This is a genomic window from Brytella acorum (assembly GCF_029309905.1).
In the GTDB taxonomy this organism is placed as follows: Bacteria; Pseudomonadota; Alphaproteobacteria; order Acetobacterales; family Acetobacteraceae; genus Brytella; species Brytella acorum.
Map to the genome: position 1 here is coordinate 201,677 of NZ_JARBJP010000003.1, position 21,075 is coordinate 222,751.

The window sequence follows — 21,075 nt, forward strand, 5'->3', positions numbered from 1 at the left end:
TCTGAAAGACTTGCTCCTCTCTGAGCGGGCGGCTCAGAACGGAATTTCATCATCGAGATCGCCGCCCGGCGCGTCCCAGCCACCACCACCCCCACGCGAGGGCGTCGGCGCTGATGATCCACCCCGTGTCGGAGCGCCAATCTGCTGGCGAGACGGCGCGCTTTCGTAACCACCGCCCCCTTCGGACTCGCCACCGCGTCCGCTATCGATCAACACCAGTTCTCCACGGAAGCGATCCAGGACGATTTCCGTCGTGTAGCGCTCCTGACCCGACTGATCCGTCCATTTCCGCGTCTGTAACTGACCTTCGAGATAGACTTTCCGACCCTTGCGCAAAAAGCGCTCGGCGACATCCGCCAGACGGTCGTTGAAAATCACCACACGATGCCATTCCGTGCGCTCGCGTTTTTCGCCGGACTGTTTGTCGTTCCAACTCTCACTGGTCGCAATCGTCAGATTGACGATCTTCGCGCCGCTCTGGGCATTCCGCACTTCCGGATCCTTGCCGAGATTACCGACGAGAATCACCTTGTTCACACTTCCTGCCATCTGATTTGTGCTCTTCCATCCACTTGGTCCGGGCAGGCTGATAGCACCCACCGAATATGGGCGACGAGACTAAAGCATGCAGGCGATATGCGACAGCGGCATCTACAGGGATTGGCTCAGGAAGCATGCAAATCGCGCGGCCTCATGCAAAACCATTCTGGCGATCGATGATACCATTCACTCAAATAACTGTTTTTCCTACGCTTTTCACGAACGCGAAAGCCGAGAGGGACAAAGGTCAAAAAAAAACGCATCGCCCTGTTGCCTTCAACCGCGAGCGCTGGTAGTTCCCCTCTCACCGAAGCGGTGGGGTCTGGAACGGCCTTGAAAACTTCGGTCGCAACGCTGCGTCAGGCAGTCGAAGCGGGTGTAGCTCAGTTGGTTAGAGCGCCGGCCTGTCACGCCGGAGGTCGCGGGTTCGAGCCCCGTCACTCGCGCCATTTTCTCCTGAAAATCAGCCATGCTTTCAGTAGCCGTCATGCGCGGCGACGCTCGCCGGACGATCTGCGGATCGCACCGGCTTTTTCTGATTCCTGTCCGTCCGCGCGCCGATACACGAATTACCCACGGATTTCCGCATCATCCGGGTCGATCCCGCGCGATCCCAATGACATGAGAATGCAAATCAGTTCAGTTATCATATTGATCTTTAATGCATTTTTCTGTTTACAGGCCCTTCTTGAGGGGTATAGCTCTGCTCCTGACAGATTTTTCAGAAAAGCGAGAATGAACATGCCCATCAAAGACCCGAAGGTCATCGAGTACCTGAACACACAGCTGACGAACGAACTTACGGCGATCAATCAGTATTTTCTTCACGCACGCACGCTGCGCCACTGGGGCGTCACGCTGCTCGGCAAGAAAGAATACGCCGAATCGATCGAGGAAATGCATCACGCCGACTGGCTGATCGAGCGCATTCTCTATCTCGGCGGCCTGCCCAACGTGCAGCGCCTGAACACGGTCCTGATCGGCCAGAACGTCAAAGAGATCCTGGAATGCGATCTCAAGCTGGAAGAAAAGGCGATCGGCGATCTGCGCGAAGGAATCGCCTATTGCGAGACGGTGCGTGACTTCGTCACCCGCGACCTGTTCGTGAAAATCCTTGAGAACGAGGAAGAGCACGAAGACTTCCTCGATCGTCAGTTCGACCTCATCAAGCAGATTGGCATCGAGCGTTACATCCAGCTCAATTCGGCTCCCGCACCCGATCAGGATTGATTGCCCACGGGTGGAGACACGAGATTTGTCTCCACCGTCCCTCGCCTGACTGACACAAAAACGCTACGTTTGGCCTTCTGGCTTGCGCCAAGAACCAGCGATGGCAATGAGGGATGTGGAATTTTTTTCGATCTGAACCGGTGAACCGCATGCGCGTGGCTCACCGTCTGGGAAAGCATTCGCTTCTCCTTCCCGGCGTTCTTCTCGCCATCCTGTTCTTCGGTATCCCCGCTCTGGCTGCGGAAACCGGTACGGCGGCTCCCGCCGCACCCGCGATCTCCACCGACACGCCACTTTCGCGGCAGGAAGCACAGCAGCTTCTCCAAATTCTTGACGACCCTCAGCGGCGCGAGGCCTTTGCCCACACGCTTTCATTGATGGCGCGCGGACTACCGGTCGAAGGAAAGACCGCGACACCCCCCGCTTCGAAGACAGGCGCCACATCCGCAGCCACGGCCCAACCGTTGTCGCCCACACAAGCCGACCAGGATATCGGCACGGGTCTGGTCAGTCTGCGGCATCAGATGCGCGGCAATCTTCGCAACTTCGCCGGCCTCTTTAGCGATCTCGCGCAAATCGGCCCCTGGGCGCGACACGAACTTTCGAATCCAACATCACGTCAGGCGCTTTTCGAGGCCTTTACAGGCGCGATCGGCACGGTGCTGGTCGGGCTGATCATCGAGCGCCTGCTGTTCATGGCGTTACGCAAGCCGCTTGAGCATCTGCGCGATCGGGCATCCCTCGACGAGAGCGGCCCCCAGCACGAAACAGAGAACAAAAACGTTGCAAGCGATGCCGCCTCGACGGACGACCCGCAACATAAACGGGTTGACGATCAGCGCCGTCAGGTTGCCGTGCTCCGTTTCCTCGCCCGCATCCCCTTCGTTATCGGGCACTTCGCACTGAAAGCCATTCCCGTTCTCGGCTTTCTGGGAATCGCGTATCTCGCCACGCTTCTGATGCCCTGGAGCGCCAAAGCAAATTCCGTGACGTTGACGCTCGCCTGCTCTTACGCAATCGCACGCGGACTCTATCTCGTGGTGGAGACGGCGCTGGCGCCGCGATCCCCCTCGATCCGTCTTTTGCCCGTTTCGAACCTGACGGCGCATACCATCGTGCGATGGTGGAACATCCTCGTTGCCGCGCCCGCAGTCATCGTCTGTCTGTCCATGCTGGGCCAGGAATTCGACATGCCCGAAAACGGTACGGCGGCCATGATCCGCGGTGTGGTGCTCGTGGAGCACATTCTGATCGCCGCTTTCATCTGGCGCATCAGGCATATCGCGGCACGCGCCCTTCAGCCGGGCACCAGTACGGACGGAAAACCGTTCTGGGTTTTCGTCGGCGCAGTCGGGCGGCTCTGGTGGATTCCAGCGATGTTTCTCGATCTTTCGCTCTGGATCGTGTGGGCCGCCCACCTGCGTGGCGGATATATGTGGATTGTCAGCACGACCGGCATAACCGTCGGCATCCTGATCGCGTCCCGTGTCGTCGCCATCCTCGCCTATGGCTTGCAGGACCGACTCTTTCGCATCAGTCCGCAGATGGCTGAACGTATCCCCGACCTTCAGGTTAGGGCGGATCGCTACTATCCGATTGTGAGAGCCATCCTCACGGGCAGTCTCGTCTTTCTGACGCTCCTCGCCCTGACACAGGCCTGGGGCCTGCCGACCGTCAGCTTCTTCCTTCATAATGGCCTTGGCTCGCGCCTGCTGGGCGCTGTCCTCACGATGATCGCGGCGGCAACGATCGCAGTCCTCATCTGGGAGAGTGTGAACACGTTGCTGAACAGGCAGATCAGCCATTTTCAGCTCGTCGATCAGGCTTCACGCGCCACCCGTCTGCGCACGGTTCTGCCGATCATCCGCACCGTGCTCCTTGCTCTCATCGTCACGATCGTGACCGTTACGACCCTGTCGCAGATCGGCATCAACGTGACACCTCTTCTGACCGGCGCGGGCATTATGGGCGCTGCCATCGCCTTTGGCTCGCAAAGCCTCGTAAAAGACTTCATCACCGGCTTCTTCATGCTGGTGGAAGACGCGATTCAGGTGGGCGACTGGGTCACGACAGGAGGCGTGTCCGGCACCGTCGAAAACCTGTCCATTCGTACGGTCAAGGTCCGCGACTTCAACGGCGACCTGCACATTATCCCGTTCTCGTCGGTGTCATCGATTGCCAACACCGCACGCGGCTACAACCAGCTTGTCATCAGGCAGCAGGTGGACCTCTCGGAAGATCCCTCGCGCGTCAACGCGATCATGTCAAAAGCCATCGCCGACATGCGCCGGGACGACCTGTTCGGGCCCATGATCCTGTCGGACTACACAAACCTCGGTGTCGACTGCAGTGATTCCAACGGATCAACGATCATCGGCGTGATCCGGACCGCACCCATGATGAAATGGAAAGTGCAGCGCGAATTCTATCGACGCATCGCCAATCCGTTCGCTCAGGCCGGAATCAAGTTCTACACGCCCACGGCCTATACGACGACGCCCCCGGATGGCCCCTTTCACATCGTGGCGGACGGGAAAACGGACGTGCCGTTACCAGAGCCGTCTTCATCGGAGCGTATGGAACCGCCCCTGGCGGACGAAGCCACGCTTAAGGCTCCGACCGCCAGAAACGGCACCTGAAACGAACCGATCGTCCTGAAGGGCTGTTTTCAGTCCTGCGGACCAGAGGAACTGGCCGTCATCGTCACAGGGCCATCAAGGAGACAGTTTCAGATCCGCCTTGAGCTCACGCGCACTGGCTTCGACCTCGAAGCCGTCATGACCCGGTTGAAAGAGCGTGGCGGAGGCCAGATTGCCTGTAACCACAGGATCCAGACCGGCTGCCCGTACAAGCTCCGCGACGACCGCCACCGCAGCCGGATCGTCACCCGCGATCGGAACAGCCAGCAGCGGTGGCGCCCGATGGGCCTGGGTCCGAATGCTGCTCATATTGATGGAATTCAGACCACGGACGACGCGCGCGTGCGGAAAATAACTCTGCGTCATAATTCCGGCGCCGTTTTTCTGCGCTGCGACGGCGGTGTCTCCGTCGCGCCAGACATACGGGTTCGTCGCGTCCAGAACAATCTTGCCCTTCAGAACGGGGTCCAGTTTCCGACCAAGACCTGGGAGCGCTCCGTAGGGCACCGCAAGCAGAATCACATCCCCGAAGAGAGCGGCCTGTTCCGGCGTTCCGGCGAGAGCGTCCACACCGATCTCACGGGCAACGTTCTGCGCCTCCTCCAGTGTCCATGCCGAAAACATCACTTTGAATCCCGCCTTGATCCAAAGCTGCCCCAACGTTCGCCCGACCTCCCCCGCTCCGATCGTTGCCAGTCTGTGCGGCGGCGAAGCCCTTCCACGCCCCGCATAAGCGCACGAGACCAGACTGCCAGCGCCGACCATCAGGCCGCGTCGCGTCAATTGAATCATAAGATATGCCATTCTTTCGTAACGGGTCCGCGAAGCCCCAGAACCGGATCTGTCGCAGGGAAAGGAAGCTTCAGCAATCGCGAGCGCTGCCCGGCGTCAGGGGCCTGGCGAACAATATCGAATGCCTGTCCTGGCGGATAAGCACCCACCACCTCGAACGCCGCATCCGCACCTAAATTCATATGGCCCGTTCCGGCAGGGAGCAGGACAATATCCCCGGCCTTCACATCCACCGTCCGGCCGCCCGGCCCTCCCAGCATCAGACGCGCCGAACCGGCGGCGAATCCCAGAACCTCATGGCCGCGCGTATGATAATGATGAAAGGGATAGACGCCGTTACGCCACTGTGGAGGCCAGCCGTTTCGGACAAAGAGCTCTTCGAACCCTGAGGCCGGATCGTCGCCGCCGACGGCCAGGGCGTTTCGGTAAAGGATGACGGGCAGCCGGGCATTGTTCGGAACCCAGTCATTCTCTCTGAGTAGAAAACTTTCAATGTGGGCGGTCATGGATCCAGCACGTGCGCGCACTGCGCGTCCGCCGAATGCGAGGCCGAGGCCTGCAAGAAGCGAGTTGAAGAGGCGACGCTCCATTGGACCTGATCCCGGCAGTGACTCATCTTTCCGTCAGTCTAACGCATTCGCGATTTATTCGGGACATCGCTCACGCTCCTGTGAAGACAACCGCGCCATGCTTCAACCGGCTCCCGAATAAAAGAAAGCGCTGTCCGTCGAGACGGACAGCGCTTCAAGGTCGGCAACAGAATGGAAGATCAAGGGTTCGTTGCGGTCTGCGGGGTGCCTGCGACGACGGCATTGGACGCACCGACCAGACGATAGACGACGGGCGTTCCAACGCCGACTGTATAATTATAGTATTTCCCGCGGGTATTGACGGGCTGGTTGTTGGTTACGACGCCATTATAGCCCGGAATGCTACGATGGTAGAAGGTCGTGGTCTTGGCGGGATTGTTCGAACCCGTCGCAGCCTGCGTCGCGCCAAGCGTGTAGAGATAGGTGTTCAGATTGCCCATGCGTCCCGAGGTTTCCACGAGCAGCGCCACGACGCCTGCGAATTCCGGAGAAGCGACGCTGGTGCCGATCAAACCTTCGAAGCTGCCATTGACGGCGACGGCCACGGCGGAACGATCCTGGTTGCCATTCCCGTTAAGAGCGCTATTGCCGCCGGTGCAGGGGTAAGAGGCGCCGCCGGGACAACCGCCGACCTGCATGCCGATGTCAGGCACCGCGCGATACTGCGTCGAGCCGGTATTGATACCGCCGAGGTTCTGGAAATCAGGTTTCGCGAAAATGGCTGAAACCCCTCCGCCCGCGCCCCAGCGGGCATTGGAAACGGTCGCCCCCACGCTATATGGATCTTCCGGCAGCAGCGGATCGCTGTAGGCGTTCTCGCGAACATACGTGGAATCCAGACTGCCCGAGACCGCGCTGGTGACGACATTCGTACCGCCGACGGCCGTCACATCGGGATCGTTGGCCGGGGTCGAGACGCTCGGGACGTCCGTACCATTCTGCCCCTCCAGAATGTAGTTGGTGTCCGGGCACTGGAGGCCGGACTCGTCGCCCGATGACGCAAGGAAAGTAATGCCCTGCGCGTTACCCTGAACGAACAGTTCGTGCTCGACCTGCAATTCGCTCGTGTAATCGGTGCCTCCGTTATAGGCCGCCGTGTAGAAAAGCTCGCAATTTCCGAACGAGGACGAGACCACATCCGCCTCGTTGTCCTCGATGACCTGCTGGTAGGCCGCGATGATATTGCTGTTGGAGAGGGAGGGCATCGAATACAGGATCACATGCGATCCAGGTGCGCCGGTAATCGCCTCCTGCACATCCAGCGAGGCCTCGCCCAACGCATTTCCGCTCAACGTCCCCCCACCGTTGATGGCCACGCGCTTATACAGCCTCGGATTTGCCGCCTGGCCGGAATTCTTCATGAAGTGCTCGTGATTGAACACGGCATCCACGTCGCTGTCATAGATGTCCGAAGCCATGACGATACCGACGGTCGCGCCCGTCCCATCAAGGCGGACCGACTTGCCACCCTTCGTGATCATCGTCTGATAGGAGGGATACTGATAGGCCTGTTTCAGGTCCCCGTACCAGTAGGGCCCACTGCCGCCATAGCGGTTCTTGGGATCGAGGATTTCCGCCGAAGTCACGCCAGTCTTGCGCGAGAAGATCTGCGCTTCATGCGGATCCTTGGCAAGACCGATCAGGATCGCGCCGGCCTTGCGCAGTTCCGGCGGCATCACCGGCACGGTCGTGGCGTAGGTATGAAGAGTGCCGCTGCGGCTGCGCCCTGTCGCCAGGGGAGCCTGGAGCGTCGCCCCGAGCCGGGACGCCGTGCCGGATACCGTCAGCATCCGACCGCGCGCCGTGACTGACAAGCCACGCGCCTGGAGAGCCGCGGTGACCGTTCCGATCGTCGCCGGATCCGCGCCGTACTGGGCATCCACCTGCTGAGGCGTCAGCCAGTGGTGATAAAGCGACGAATTCGGGTCCTGCTGTCTGGCAACCAGCGCCTCAAGTCCGGCCTTGTCGCGCAAGGGTAGCACAACGTTGAACGAAGCCGACGCGCTGGCCGCCAAAGGCGCCACCATCGTCAGCGGGACGGCGGACGCCGCCGGGATGGACGCGAGCCCTCCCAGAATCGTGCACCCCATAACAGCGAGACGTCTCATCATGTTCTTCCTTGAAATTCCGTATAAGCCGCACATTTTTTGACATCCGACGACGCACCCGAACATCGGAGATTCATGCAGAAGAAAAACGTTCCTATATCATATCGGTTTTGACCACACCTCCAGCAAACAAGCCGGATGTCGCTCCCTTCTTCAGGGCGTCCATCCAAAACGGGGAAACATCCATCCCAGGCGCTCAAGAATGATCGCGTTCATGGCCTCGGGGATCGTCGCACGCCAATCACCGACCATACCTTTGCGCAGGAAGGCCTGTTTCGCCTCCATGCCGCGCGCGCGCCCCCCGGAGAGACGGGAAAATGCGCTCCGCTCGATGCATCCCGCTACAATCTCCGTCGTCGACGGCAGAGCGAGAAAACCAAAGACGTCCGCAAGCACATCAACCGTATTGGCATGCAGCCCCTCATAGGTGATCGACAGGCACGACGACGGGTCCTGTTCCTGAAGCGAGAACAGCGTGCGCGCGCCCTTATCCATCGGCTCGAGCGAATGGCGGATGAAGCCTTCCATCCGTGCGGAGAGATCTTCGTCCGGCTGATGGCGCTGCACGAACATGTGCCACGAAGATGCCAGTACATCGCGCGGATCACGCGAAATCACGATCAGCTTCGCATTCGGAAACTGGCGTTTCAGGCGCGGAAACAAAAAAATGTTTTCCGGCGTTTTTTCTCCGATGGCGCGACAGGACGCGCCGCCATCGGGCCGCGTCGAAAGCTGGCGCTGCAACGCCATCAGAATGCCCGTCGCCAGCATCGCATCCACATCATCTTCCGTTGGCAGGGGATAACCGCCGGTATGGGCGAAAAGATTGACGTTCTTCTCTTTAAGAGCCTCAACCCGTTTCTGTGACATGGCGGTCAGCGGATGCAGAATCTGCTGCCAGAACAGTCCCTCCCCCATGCAGGAAGCTTCAGGATGCCCGTCGATCAGGTGCTGGATCCACGTTGTCCCCGAGCGCGGCGCGCCGCCGACGAAAAAAAGCTGACGACGCGCCAGATCTCCCAGTGCCGCAAGGCGATCGGCCGCCGACAGAGCCGACGCTGTGTCCTGATGGACGGTCATTCCGCCGCGACGTCCCCGGCGGCTGCCACGCACCGCCCCTCGATCGCGACCGCCAGAGCGTCGCGCACAGCATCGGCGCTGAAATTTTCAACGATATAGGCCGCTCCGGCGCCCCCAGCCCGACGGAACAGTGCCTCATCGCCGTGCAGGGCCACGATCCGGTCCGCCAGATCCTGCGCGTTGTCGCCAACCCATTCCCGAAGGATCGCGGGAAGAGCCAGCCCCTCCGCGGCGATGCCCGTCATGACACAGGGAACTCCCGCGGCCATGCTCTCAAGCACTTTCCCCTTGACGCCCGCGCCATATCGCAACGGCGCCACGCTCAGGCGCACGCACGCCCACAGAGCGTCGAGGTCAGAGACATGCCCCATGATCTCGACGCGAGCCTGCGCGATGTCCCGCACACGCTGCGTCATACCCGCGCCCACCAGAAGACAGCGTATGGACGGATCTTTCCGCCAGACGAGGGGCATCACACATTCAACCAGCCAGCAGGCGGCATCTTCGTTCGGTTGATGGCCGTAATTGCCGAGGAACATGATCCCCGAACGGTCCGAAAATGGAATTTCCGGATCGGCCTGTAACGGACGATGCTCCCATGGGGTCTCGTAAACCCGCGCGGCAGGGACTGAACGACGCAGGATGTCCGCTTCGACCGACGAATGAGTCAGCACGGCGTCCGCCTGCCAGGCCGCCGTGAATTCTTCGAGACGCGTGCGATTGCTCAGTCCCAGAAGTTCAGGGCGGCTTTCCGCCTCGGCCTGACGGCTCAGACGCAGATGATGCAGATCCGCGACGCTGTAGAGAATGCGCGCGCGCGGCATCGTCTGACGCGCCAGTTTCATGTAGGCGCCCGCAGTCGAAATGCGGTGCATATAGACGAGGTCGAAACAGCCGGCCTGACGACGGAGAACTTCTTCGACGGTTCCGTAGACCGGCGCGCCGCAGATGCTCACACCGAGGAGACGCAGGATGTCGATGTCAGCGCCGCTGATTGCGGCCCCGAACCCCTCGGTCGATACAAAACTGATCGCATAACCCAGCGCCTGCAAAGCACGGATATGCGAAAGCAGCGCGTTCGATCCAGCATCCCGCGAGGGCGTCGGGAAACGGTCATCGACGACGAGAGCACGGCGAGCGGGCATCGGCAGGCTGGCGGCGACCGGACCCAACGCGCGCTTGCGACGCTGGCTGCGATGGCGGGTTTCACGCCCGGCCTCGGCGTCGGCCATCTGCTGCTTCACGCGCTCGGCCTGAGCGAGCATGAACTCCAGAGCACGGGCGCGATCATCCTGGCTCGCAAGAGCTGAAAAGACGCGTGAAATGCTGCCGGCGAACGCTTCATTGAAGGAATTCGCGGGCTCGACCACCATCGGAGCCCCCAGAAGCGGACGACCGGAATTCTCCACGAAGGCCTGAATGACATAGCGCTGCATCGGATCGAGAACGCCGTCGATATCGAGTTCGAATCCGTAACGTCCGGTTCCAATGCCCGAAGCCATCAGATCCGGTCGCAGGGCATTGGCCACCACGCGGGACAGCAGTCGTCCATTGGCAAACAGTCGGACGGCGAGAGCCTGCATGTCCTGCTCGGGATTCCAGGCCCAGCCGGAAATCGTCTTATGCGTGGCGCAGTCCAGATATCCCTGGCTGGCGCCAAGAATCTCCGGTTCGGGCGCCTCCATCAGTATCCCGGTGGTCCCTCTGCCATTGGCGGCTGCGCTGGAAGCGTCAAGAAACACGGGCGATCCCAGAACATCGGCCTGATCGACCACGTTCTGAACCTGAATGACGTGACGCAGATGTGGATCCAGCCCCCCAGGGACCGCAAATTCGAAACCGTACCAGCCATCCCCCTGCCCGGAGGCATGAAGATCCTGGCGGTAGGCATTCGCGTCCACTGTTCCGATCGTGCGGCCGTTGTCGAGAATACGCAGACGGACACGATTCTGCGTCAGCGTATCGCGTGCCCATCCCCGGATCACATCATGGGAAACGATATCCAGATGCCCACGGAACGAGACTGGCCAGAGACCGACCGGTGATGCTCCGGTCGAACGGGCACGGTTCAGCAGACGCTCACGCAGACTTTCCAGTTCCTCACCGTCTTCAAGGCGTGGCGCGCAATAGACAGCCGGACGGGTCTCGGCATCCGGATAGAGCCGATGATAATCCTCGATATTGTGGAACATGCTGCGGCTGCCGTCGTCGACAAAGCTTTCGGAAGGCGCTCCATCGGCGAGGATGACATCGTGAGTTTCGAGTTCCAGATGAAAGTAATCCACGCTGTCGATGGACGCGGCCTGAACGATGCTCAGTCCGTTCACCAGCGATATGGCCGGCACGAGCTTGCCGTCGATGAACATCGCATGCAGAGGCGAGACGAACAGGTCACGACAGGGTACATGCTCGGCGAGCGCGCCAGCCCGGATCATGACGGGGAGGATTTCGGCGTCGCCCGCCGCCATCGCGGCCGTATAGGTCCGGCGTCCGATCCAGCGCAGCGGACGCGCCTCGCCAGAGGCCGTCACCAGCGAATCGCCGATGTTGAGATCCTCGACCGCGATTTCGCCTTGCTGGGTCATGATCCGTGTGCCACGGCAGTAACACGGCGTTCCATCGACCGTCAGGACGAGCGATCCGTCGGCGACGTCTTTGGAAAGGTGAAAATACAGGCCCTGATAATCGCCGGCGAGACTGACCGTATTCGTCACATCGCCCGCCTGAATGGTCAGGATATCCGTGCTGCCATCGAACGTCGCCGTAGCACCGGACACATAGGTCAGGGCGTCGAAATCGATCTTTCCTGACGCAAGAAGATGGGTATTGTTCGCCTGACCGCCAGCGGAAATAACCTCCATGCCACCCGATGAAATGACGACATCATCGGCCTCACCGCCCGACGACACGACGACATAGCCGCCAGCGGAAACGGCTGTGGCAGTGACCGCACCGCCTGCGGAGGCAATGATCATCCCGCCGGACAGTACCGTATCGCCGAGGCTCTGGGCGCCCGAGGACACGATTACCCAGCCATTGTCCTCAATCGTCGCGCCTGAACCGAAACCACCGCTCTCGAGTGCCATCGTGCCGTTGGAGGTGACGATCATATCAAGTGCCGCGCCACCCGAAGACACCGTGACCAGGCCGCCGTCCTCGATCGTAGCGCCCTGCACGGCGCCGAGCGACAGCACATACATCTCTCCGCCCGACTGCACATCCGTCGCGGACGCCAGTCCCCCACCCGATACGATCTGCGCGGCGGCGGATCCAACCGTGGTGCCGAGCGCGACGCCTCCGGCGGAGATTGTCTGGAAAGCGAAAGAATTCAGAACGGCGTCAGACGCTTTACCCATAACGACGCCGGAGGCGCCGGAAAGAAACTGAGTGGCGCTGGCGAAGCCGCCGCTGGAAACAACTTCAAGGCCACCGGCGGAAACGATCGTTGCGGTCCCGAAACCACCCGAATCCACAACGAGCGTGCCGCCCGACTGAACCTGCGCCTCGGTCACGACGCTGCCTGAAGAGGCCGTCAGAGTGCCCGAAACCTTGTCCATGAGGGTCTGCGCGCCAAATAAGACCGTGACCGCTCCACCGCCCTCAATCACGGTATCGGAAGCAAGACCTCCGCCTTCGATCAGGAGACTGCCACCGGAGTGGATATCCGCAGCCGACGCGAACCCCCCTGAGGAAACCGAGAGCAGACCACCATTTTCAATAATCGCGGACTGCGCGACACCGTTCGAATTGACGTAAAGCTGTCCGCCCGACTGCACATCGGTCGCGGAGGCGGCTCCGCCTCCGGAAACATACTGGGCAGCACCGGAACCAACTTTGGTGCCGATCGCCATACCGTTGGCGAAAACGGTTTCGGACGCCGATGCCATGAGCGTGGTGTGGGAAGCCATGCCATACACGGCGTCACTCGCATGCGCTTCAATGGTCGCATCCACAATCGAACCACCAGCCAAAACGACGAGGCTGTCACCTCCGGCAATATCCTGTCCGCTTAGGCTCTGGCCCGAACTGACGACCCGGTCACTCATGTCTGCCTCTCGCTCTCAACCACAATATGATATGATACGATATCAAAATGTTGTGAATACACACGACCTGTTGCGATAAATCCCGATCATTGCACTACAAACTGGAAAACGAGACTTGGGGCACTTACCTGTCCGACCTGACGCCGCGAGCTACCGAAGAAAAGCGCCGCTCCACGAAGTCTCGCGTTCCTTTAAAAACTGTAACAAGTGAATTTCATTCACGCAACGTCATTTTTTAGCAAAGAAAATAGATGAAATCTTTCAAAACGACCGATTATATCAGTCGCGCTCCCAGCGGTGGCCCGTGATAATATTGATCGCAATATCGGGCTGAATGAAAGGCCCCACCCCCTCGATATGCAATCGAACGGCCATAACAGGCAGCCCGTCGGGACAATGCGCCAACCAGTGGCCGTCACGCATCTGATAACGAAACGTCACGGTATCGACGTGATCCAGCAGAACGGCCTCGCGATAGGGTTCTTCACCTGCGAGGGCCTCGCCGCTGATCCACGGGCGCCATCGCATGACGAGCCGATGCGCCCTGTCGCGCCCTATCGTCACTTCCACAGGTTGCGGCTCACTTTTTTGCGAAAGCGATACGACGCGTGGCCCGGGCCGCGATCCCGGATCGAGCGAAGAGACGAACAGGAAACGATCCTCACCGCAGAAAACAGGCGCGTCGACCTCCGGATCGCCAATCTGCGCTCTGGCGATCAGACGTCGCAAGGCGGCTTCCGCCGTCACCTGCTGTTCCAGCGCGGCGGAGCCCGCGACCTGCCGTTTCCAGGCTGCCAGCCCAAGATGCAGCCCTTCCCACAAGGCCAGTTGCAGGAGCGAAAAGACCACGAGAACGACGAGCACCTCCAGCAGCGTGAAGCCGCCATCCCCGGAGGTCTCGTGTTTCATGATCGACCATCCTCGCGCAAAGGGGCCGCGCGGAGCGTGGATAATACAAGCTTGCCCCGCCCATCGTGCCAGGTCACATGGACCGTAATCCTGAAGAGCGTTCCGGCTACGGCGTCGGGCGTATCGGATTGTTCGATGGGCACATCCGTTTCATGCCAATGGAATCCGCCCGCTTCTTCCCCCCCCCTCTCACCGGGCTGAAATGCCGGACGCGCCCGGGCGAGCGCCAGACGGGACCGGGCGACGCTGAGCGCCCGCTCATGCATCGCCGCGTCATGGACGGCGAAAAGCCCTTCTCCCGAGACCTCGAACATCACGATGAGCGCCACCCCCGCGATCACAAGCGCCACGAGCGTTTCAAGCAGGGTAAAGCCCTGCTCGTCCCGCGATGGATCGACGCTAGTGTTCATCGATCGAGACCCTGCCGGTGATGGGGTCGAAGCGCACACTCCCACGATGCGCACCACAGGTGAGCGACAGAACCTGGCGCGAAAACAGCCCGTCGGGACCCGCGAGGAATCGCACCTCCCTTGTCGTATCCGATTCGCCGTCCGACGCCAGAGTGACACAGCGCGGAAGGGATTCCCGGACGGAATCAGGGCCCTCCGCGCTGACGACGTGATGCGCGGGATCAATCCCGAGCCGGACCGGACGCTGCGTCACGACCGCGGACTCCCGCGCCGCCCTCGCGATACGCGCCACGGTTCCCAACGCGCCGCGAAGATCCGTGGTGTCGCTCCTCCACGCCCGACCATGCGCCAGCAGAGCCAGCGCGAGTCCCAGAATGGCGAGAACCACCAGAATTTCCAGCAGCGAAAACCCGTCTTCCGCACGTCGCCCGGTCATGCCGCGAGATCGTTCAGACTGAGCATGGCCATGAGCAGCGCCGTCACGATCAGGGCAACGATGCCGCCCATGACGATCGTGATGACCGGAACCAGAAGCGCGACCAGCCTGTCCGTCGCGAGGCGGGCCTGCTCCTCGTGAATATCGGCGGCTTTCAGCGCCAGCATCGACAGGCGGGCTGTTTCCTCGCCGAGATGAAGAAGTTCGGTCGTCGCGCGGGGGAAGACGCCGGTCGCCGCCAGCGGAGCGGCCAGACCGTCGCCTTCGCGCGCGGCGGCCAGCGCTTTTTCCAGCGCGGCTTTTCCGGCTTCGTTCTCCACGACTCCGAGCGTCATCTGCACGGCCTGAATCAGGGCGACGCCGTTTCCCGTCAACGTGCCCAGCGTGCGCGTCATCCGGCCAGCCATCACATCCGTGCAGATCGCACCCAGAACCGGCAGCCGCAGGAGCAGCCCGTCCATTTTCCGCCGAACGGCCAGAGAGCGCAGCGCAGTCCGGCCACAGACGAAAGCGACCAGCCCCACGCCGAGAATGAGCAGCCCGTCATTCTTGAGAAAGTCTCCCGCCGCGATGACCCCTCGTGTCAGCGGCGGCAGCCGGGCACCGTTTTCGGCAAACAGGGTCACGAATTGCGGCAGGATTTCCGTGAGCAGAAACACCGTCGCCACACAGGAGGCGACGGCCAGCAGCGCGGGATACACCATGGCGGAACGAATTTCGGAGGTCTGCCGGGCCTGACGCTCCAGATAGCGCGACAGTTCGTCCATGACGGTCGCCAGCGTGCCGCCCGCTTCGCCGGCACGCACCAGACCGACATACAGGCGCGAGAAGCTCTCCGGATGACGACCAAGCGCGTCGGCGAGCGTGCCGCCTTCACGGACCGCGTCGCGGATCTGGCCGATGACGGCACGGGGAGCCTTGCGCGTCGTGACGTCCATCATGTAGCGCAGCGCACGGTCCAGATCGTGGGCGGCGCCCAGCATCATCGAAAGCTTGCGCGTGAAATCCACGAGATCCGCGTGTCGCAGCGCTTTGCGGCGTCCCAGAGACGCGCCGAAAATCCGCACGAACAGGGATGCTGCGACGGAACGTTTCGCAGCCTCTTCATCGGCCGGCGTCACCCGCAGAACGAACAGGCCGTCACGTTGCAGCCTCAGCGCGACGTCGGCCTCAGACGGCAGGTCCACCCGCCCGTCAACGGTCGCGCCATCCGCGCCCATGCCGACATAATCGTAAAGCGGCACGCGTTGCTATCCCTCGCCCCGCGCCGCGCGCAGGACTTCGTCGAGGGCCGTCTCACCGGCCAGGCAAGCCTTCAGCCCGGCAGAGAACATGGTCTCCATTCCGGCGGCGATGGCGGCGCGCTCGATCTCCGCGTCGCTCGCCTGCGCGAAGATCAGCTTGACGATGTCGGGCGTCGGGACGAGGAATTCCGCGATGGCCTGTCGTCCCCGATAGCCCGTGTGATGGCAGGACGGGCAGCCGCTCGGCTGCCAGAATCCTTCGCCCTCTTTCGGCGCGAGATCGAAGCGAGCCGCCAGCGTCGCGCTGTTCGGGTCCGGCACGCGACAGGAGGGACACAGTCTGCGCACGAGACGCTGGGCGAGCACGCCGCGCAGGACGGCGCTGAGCAGATAATCTTCCAGCCCCATGTCGCGCATGCGCGTGACCGCCGCGGCTGCGGAATTGGTGTGGAGCGTGGACAACACGAGATGGCCGGTCAGTGCCGCCTGGGCCGCGATCTGCGCGGTTTCGAGATCACGGATTTCGCCCACCATGATGACATCGGGGTCCTGACGCAGGATCGAGCGCAGCAGGGATGCGAATGTCAGGCCGATCTGCGGTTTGACCTGAAGCTGGTTGATCCCCTCGAGCTGATATTCCACCGGATCCTCGATGGTAATGATCTTGCGCGACACCGTGTTGATGCCGCTCAGCCCCGCATAGAGCGTCGTCGTCTTGCCGCTGCCGGTCGGCCCCGTGACGAGAACGATCCCGTTCGGCTCGTCGAGCGCCATGCGCAGCCTCTCGATGATCGAAGTCGACAGACCCAGACTGTCATAATCGAAGGTGACCGCGCTGCGATCGAGAATACGCATGACGATGCTTTCGCCGTGCATCGACGGCACTGTGGAGACGCGGATATCGACGTCGTGCCCGCGCACGGCGAGATTGATGCGCCCGTCCTGCGGCAGGCGCCGCTCCGCGATATCGAGGCGCGCCATGATCTTGATGCGCGAAATGACCGCCGCCGCCACGCGCGCCGGATGCGTTTCCGCCTCGCTCAGAACGCCATCATAACGATAGCGGATGCGCAGATGGTTTTCGAAGGGCTCGACGTGAATATCGGAGGCGCGCGTCTCCACGGCCTGGGACACCATCTGGTTCACCAGGCGGATAATGGGCGCTTCGGACGCCAGATCCTTCAGCCGGTCCGCGTCCTCGTCCACATCGCCGCCATGGCGCAGGTCGGATATTTCCTGCTCTTCGCGCGGCCATAACCGCTGTAACGCCGCCTCAAGTTCGATGGGCACCGCCACCATCGGCTCCACCGTCAGGCCGGTCGCAAGCTCGATCGCCCGGCGCACGAAGGCGTCGAGCGGATTGACCATGGCGAGATGCAGGATGCCGCCCTCAACACCCAACGGCAGGCACCGCGCATGACGCAGAAACGCCACCGACAGATATTCCGGCAAAACCGGCTCATCGACCGCTGCCAGCGCGTCCGGCGGCACGAGAGGATCACGGGTAAAGGCCGCATAGCTCGTCGCAAGCGCGCGTTCACTGAGCAGGCCGAGTTGCAGCAGAACGCCTTCCAGCGGCTGGCCGGTTTCCTCGGAAACGCGGCGCGCGCGTTCCATGGCCCGCGCCTCGCAATTTCCCTGCGCGATCAGGAAGCCCGCGAAGGCTTCGCTTTCAGAGACGGCCATCGTGCCAGTCGCGTTCTCGGCCTCCGGCCCGTTCATCGCGTCACCTGTTTCCGCGTCACGAATCATTTCGATCGTGTTTCGCCGGAACACTCTGCCCAACGGGCATTCCCTTGCCAAGACGCGACCCCGATGCGACGCTTGGAGGATGCTCCCCGCCGCCCTGTCTGCCACGTTTCTGCCGATCGGACTTCTCGCCGCCTCCCCGTTCATCGGGAGTTTTCTCGGGACGATCATCCAGCGGCTGCCGGAAGGCCGAAACTGGACGACGGCGCGGTCATGCTGCGAACACTGCAAAACCACGCTGGGCAGCCGCGATCTCGTGCCGGTGGTGAGCTTCGCCGTGCAGCGGGGCCGATGCCGATATTGCCATTGCGCAATCGATCCGTTCCACCTGGCTGTCGAAATCGCGGCGGCCCTGGTGGCGCTGGCCGCGTGGCTCGTCCATGGCGACGATCCTCCGGCCATGGCGCTTGCCTGCCTGCTCGGGTGGTGGCTGCTGGCGCTCGGCTGGATCGACCTGCGCACCATGCGTCTGCCGGATGCGCTGACGCTCCCTCTGATCGGAGCCGGAATTCTCCATGGCGGGCTGAACGGGCACGCGCTCGCGGCCCTCATCGGTGCGTCTCTCACCTGGGCGACGATCGAACTGATCCGCGTCGCCTTCCTGAAATTCCGGAACAGGGCGGCGCTGGGCGGCGGGGACGTCAAGCTGCTCGCGGCCATCGGCGCATGGAACGCCCCGGACATGATCGGGCGGATCGTGCTCCTCGCCTGTGTTGGCGGTTTTCTGTGCTATGGCGTCATGGTCCTGCGCGGAAAAACGGGCGCCCTATGGTCGAGAGCCATTCCGTTCGGGCCTTTTCTGGCTGCGGCCTTTTTTCTTTGCTGGCTGATCTCATGATCCGAAGACCGACAAGCCGCGCGCTGATTCTGTGTGCGGGTCTCCAGAGCGCATTCTGCACGGCAGCGCACGCCGCCCGGCCTTTGGCGGCGCCGGACGAACTTCTCGACCGCCCCCTTTTCAGCCCGACCCGGCGCGCCGCGCCCCATGCGGCTGCGACAGGCCCCGCGGACGAGACGCCGGTGCTGACCGGCATCATCCGGACGCCGCACGCAACGCTGGCCGTTTTTCAAACCCATGATGGTTCGCAGCCGCGCCCGCAGGCGTCCGGCAGCCGGATCGGCGACTGGACGCTTCGCAGCGTCGATTCCCGAACGGCTGTGCTCGAACGCGATGGCAGAATCCTCGCCCTGCACCCGCTCTTTGCGCCGGAGACGCCGAAACCCTGAAATCGGGCAAGGCGGTCGGCTTCAGACACCGCATGATGATCTCCGCGGCAACAAACGTGACGCGCCGACCGGTGCGTGTCGTTTGCGCCGCTGGCGGACGCGGGCCGGATTCAGATGCTCCCGCCACGCATACGCACGACCGTGCAGGCGCGCCGCAATCGCCCTCGTTGCGGCCTTCCCTCGTGCCTGTCCGCCCCTGGCACCTGTCCGCCCCTGGTTCCGGCGCAGCCAGTCCGGCAGCGTCGGAACCGGGTCGAGATCATCGAGAACATGGCGCCCATCGCCGAGATAGAAGCGCACATCCTGTCGCATTCGCGTCTCCGTCTCACGACGTTTCGTCTCGCGTCACAGCACGACGAACTCTGGGACAGGAATATTCCAACAAATCCGGCACTTTTTCATCGACGGGAGCCTTGTTTCCGCCCCGATCTGCGCCTATGGCTCTCGCCACGTTACATCTGAAGAGGAACGACATGAAGTCCACCGACCTGATCGACCGTATCGCCGCCGCCACGGGCAGCACGAAGGCCGACGCCAAGACCGCGCTGGACACGGTCTTCGCAAGCATCGTCGAAGCCGCCACGCAGGGCGACGAAGTTTCCATACCGGGCTTTGGCAAATTCCAGGTCCGCAGCACGGCGGCGCGCCAGGGCCGCAACCCGAAAACGGGTGAGACCATCGAGATCGCCGCTTCCAAGAAGCTCGCATTCTCGCCGGCCAAGCACGTCAAGGACGCACTGACCGTCAAGTAAGTCCTTCGGGAACTTGCCAGCGAAAAGGCGTCGCCGCGTTGATCGCGTGCGGCGCCTTTTTCGTTTTCGCCCGTGCGCGATGGCTGCGAAGACGCGACCATGCGGCTGCGCCTCACGACGATGACGGGAGCTTGTCGGACAGCCGACGCGGGCCGAGCGCCGAGCGATCATGCGAAGCGACGCAGACCTGCCAGCGCCCGTCCGGAACATGATCGGCTCTCCGTGACCAGGGCCTCGATCGCTTCCTCCTTCCCGTCACCCCGCGCGCGGTGCTAACAACAATACCGATATGAAACGATACGAACACTCTCTGGAACGCCTGTTCTTCAACACCCGCTGGGTCGTGGCGCCGCTCTATTTCGGGCTGGTCGCGGGACTGATCCTTATCCCGGTCAAGTTCTTCCAGACCATATGGACATTGTGGCGGCATTTCTTCGCGCTGGACTTCGACGACCTGTTCGTCGGCGTGCTCGACCTGATCGACCTCGTGCTGCTGGCGAATCTGGTTCTGATCGTCATGTTCGCGGGTTATGAGAACTTCGTCTCACGCCTCGACGTGCGCGAGCACGCTGACTATCCCAAATGGATCGGCCACGTCACTTTCGGCGATATCAAAATCAAGCTGATGGCGTCGATCGTCGCCATGTCCGCGATCCATGTGCTGGCGGACTTCATCCGTGTGGGTGAAATTCCGAACCGGGTACTCGCCTGGAGCGTCGGCATTCACCTCGCTTTCGTGGCGTCCGGCGTTTTGATGGCGATCATGGATCGCATCATGGGCGCCGGTGAAGACGACGAGGACAAAGCGTCCGACGCCCACTGAGGGACGTCGCGACAGCGAGTCTCAGTTCGCCTTTCCGGAGCGCGCGACACAGCGCGCGACGGCTTCCATCACCACCTGCTCCCGCGCCGAAAAACGCCCCCTGAGCGGGCTGTCGATGTCCAGCACGCCGATCAGCGTATCGCCATCCAGAACCGGCACGACGATTTCCGAAGCCGAAGCCGCGTCGCAGGCGATATGTCCGGGAAACGCATGGACGTCCTCGACCACGATCGTCTCCCGCTTCGCCGCCGCCGTGCCGCATACGCCTTTGCCGAGCGGAATCCGTGTGCAGGCCAGCCGCCCCTGGAAGGGACCGAGCACGAGTTCACCGTCCTTGAGCAGATAGAAACCCGCCCAGTTCAGGTCCGGCACCGCCTCGAAAATCATGGCGGACGCATTGGCCATGTTGGCGATCAGATCCCGTTCCGTTCCGATGACGGACTCCACGGCATCCACCAGTTCGTCCATCGTTAGGCGCTGTTGCGGCGCGGTCATGCTTC

19 protein-coding genes and 1 tRNA gene are annotated in these 21,075 nt (G+C 61.9%); 7 read left to right on the forward strand and 13 right to left on the reverse strand.

Annotated elements, in window-relative coordinates:
• Positions 1-33 precede the first annotated feature (33 nt).
• Positions 34-549 carry a single-stranded DNA-binding protein gene (gene ssb, locus PWM43_RS07395; RefSeq protein ID WP_289841860.1) on the reverse strand — a complete coding sequence of 172 codons (516 nt, stop codon included), beginning with the start codon at positions 547-549 and terminating at the stop codon, positions 34-36.
• 363 nt (positions 550-912) lie between these two features.
• Here ssb and PWM43_RS07400 point away from each other — a divergent pair.
• The 3 genes from PWM43_RS07400 to PWM43_RS07410 all read left to right on the forward strand — a co-directional run bounded on the left by PWM43_RS07400 (position 913) and on the right by PWM43_RS07410 (position 4,409).
• Positions 913-989 (forward strand) — tRNA-Asp (locus tag PWM43_RS07400).
• Positions 990-1,281: 292 nt separating this feature from the next.
• The gene (gene bfr, locus PWM43_RS07405) at positions 1,282-1,770 is read left to right on the forward strand and encodes a bacterioferritin (protein WP_289841861.1); all 489 of its coding nucleotides are present in this window, start codon (positions 1,282-1,284) and stop codon (positions 1,768-1,770) included.
• Between the two features lie 155 nt (positions 1,771-1,925).
• Positions 1,926-4,409 carry a mechanosensitive ion channel family protein gene (locus PWM43_RS07410; protein WP_289841862.1) on the forward strand — a complete coding sequence of 828 codons (2,484 nt, stop codon included), beginning with the start codon at positions 1,926-1,928 and terminating at the stop codon, positions 4,407-4,409.
• A 75-nt stretch (positions 4,410-4,484) separates the two neighbouring features.
• Here the strand turns inward: PWM43_RS07410 and PWM43_RS07415 are convergent, their stop codons facing one another.
• From PWM43_RS07415 to PWM43_RS07460, 10 genes are all read right to left on the reverse strand, one after another.
• A complete protein-coding gene (locus PWM43_RS07415; protein WP_289841863.1) occupies positions 4,485-5,201 on the reverse strand; it encodes an NADPH-dependent F420 reductase in 717 nt (238 codons plus the stop codon).
• A complete protein-coding gene (locus PWM43_RS07420) occupies positions 5,198-5,791 on the reverse strand; it encodes a cupin (protein WP_289841864.1) in 594 nt (197 codons plus the stop codon). Before PWM43_RS07420 ends, PWM43_RS07415 begins: the two co-directional genes overlap by 4 nt.
• A gap of 179 nt (positions 5,792-5,970) precedes the next feature.
• Complete coding sequence (locus tag PWM43_RS07425; protein ID WP_289841865.1) at positions 5,971-7,902, reverse strand: S53 family peptidase; 1,932 nt, start codon at positions 7,900-7,902, stop codon at positions 5,971-5,973.
• A 150-nt stretch (positions 7,903-8,052) separates the two neighbouring features.
• Positions 8,053-8,979, reverse strand: coding sequence for a sulfotransferase family protein (locus PWM43_RS07430; protein ID WP_289841866.1), 927 nt, complete (start codon positions 8,977-8,979; stop codon positions 8,053-8,055).
• Entirely contained in the window at positions 8,976-13,025 is a 4,050-nt protein-coding gene (locus PWM43_RS07435; RefSeq protein ID WP_289841867.1) for a Hint domain-containing protein, read from the reverse strand. Before PWM43_RS07435 ends, PWM43_RS07430 begins: the two co-directional genes overlap by 4 nt.
• Before the next feature lie 279 nt (positions 13,026-13,304).
• Positions 13,305-13,934 (reverse strand): prepilin-type N-terminal cleavage/methylation domain-containing protein, encoded by a 630-nt coding sequence (locus PWM43_RS07440; protein WP_289841868.1) that lies wholly within the window; start codon positions 13,932-13,934, stop codon positions 13,305-13,307.
• A complete protein-coding gene (locus PWM43_RS07445) occupies positions 13,931-14,344 on the reverse strand; it encodes a type IV pilus modification PilV family protein (protein WP_289841869.1) in 414 nt (137 codons plus the stop codon). Before PWM43_RS07445 ends, PWM43_RS07440 begins: the two co-directional genes overlap by 4 nt.
• Complete coding sequence (locus PWM43_RS07450; protein WP_289841870.1) at positions 14,334-14,780, reverse strand: prepilin-type N-terminal cleavage/methylation domain-containing protein; 447 nt, start codon at positions 14,778-14,780, stop codon at positions 14,334-14,336. The genes PWM43_RS07445 and PWM43_RS07450 overlap by 11 nt, the downstream gene beginning before the upstream one ends.
• A complete protein-coding gene (locus PWM43_RS07455) occupies positions 14,777-16,024 on the reverse strand; it encodes a type II secretion system F family protein (RefSeq protein WP_289841871.1) in 1,248 nt (415 codons plus the stop codon). Before PWM43_RS07455 ends, PWM43_RS07450 begins: the two co-directional genes overlap by 4 nt.
• Positions 16,025-16,030: 6 nt before the next feature.
• Positions 16,031-17,746 carry a GspE/PulE family protein gene (locus tag PWM43_RS07460; RefSeq protein ID WP_289841872.1) on the reverse strand — a complete coding sequence of 572 codons (1,716 nt, stop codon included), beginning with the start codon at positions 17,744-17,746 and terminating at the stop codon, positions 16,031-16,033.
• 109 nt (positions 17,747-17,855) lie between these two features.
• Between PWM43_RS07460 and PWM43_RS07465 the strand changes: the two genes are divergently transcribed.
• Positions 17,856-18,611, forward strand: coding sequence for a prepilin peptidase (locus PWM43_RS07465; protein ID WP_289841873.1), 756 nt, complete (start codon positions 17,856-17,858; stop codon positions 18,609-18,611).
• Positions 18,608-19,000 carry a hypothetical protein gene (locus PWM43_RS07470; protein ID WP_289841874.1) on the forward strand — a complete coding sequence of 131 codons (393 nt, stop codon included), beginning with the start codon at positions 18,608-18,610 and terminating at the stop codon, positions 18,998-19,000. The genes PWM43_RS07465 and PWM43_RS07470 overlap by 4 nt, the downstream gene beginning before the upstream one ends.
• Before the next feature lie 21 nt (positions 19,001-19,021).
• Here PWM43_RS07470 and PWM43_RS07475 read toward each other — a convergent pair whose 3' ends face one another.
• Positions 19,022-19,312: a hypothetical protein gene (locus PWM43_RS07475; RefSeq protein ID WP_289841875.1), complete on the reverse strand. Its 291-nt coding sequence runs from the start codon at positions 19,310-19,312 to the stop codon at positions 19,022-19,024.
• A gap of 161 nt (positions 19,313-19,473) precedes the next feature.
• On the opposite strand from PWM43_RS07475, the gene PWM43_RS07480 reads away from it, so the two are divergent.
• Positions 19,474-19,752: an HU family DNA-binding protein gene (locus PWM43_RS07480; protein WP_289841876.1), complete on the forward strand. Its 279-nt coding sequence runs from the start codon at positions 19,474-19,476 to the stop codon at positions 19,750-19,752.
• Positions 19,753-20,041: 289 nt separating this feature from the next.
• Complete coding sequence (locus PWM43_RS07485) at positions 20,042-20,575, forward strand: TIGR00645 family protein (RefSeq protein WP_289841877.1); 534 nt, start codon at positions 20,042-20,044, stop codon at positions 20,573-20,575.
• Between the two features lie 21 nt (positions 20,576-20,596).
• Here PWM43_RS07485 and PWM43_RS07490 read toward each other — a convergent pair whose 3' ends face one another.
• Entirely contained in the window at positions 20,597-21,070 is a 474-nt protein-coding gene (locus PWM43_RS07490) for a GAF domain-containing protein (RefSeq protein ID WP_289841878.1), read from the reverse strand.
• Positions 21,071-21,075 lie beyond the last annotated feature (5 nt).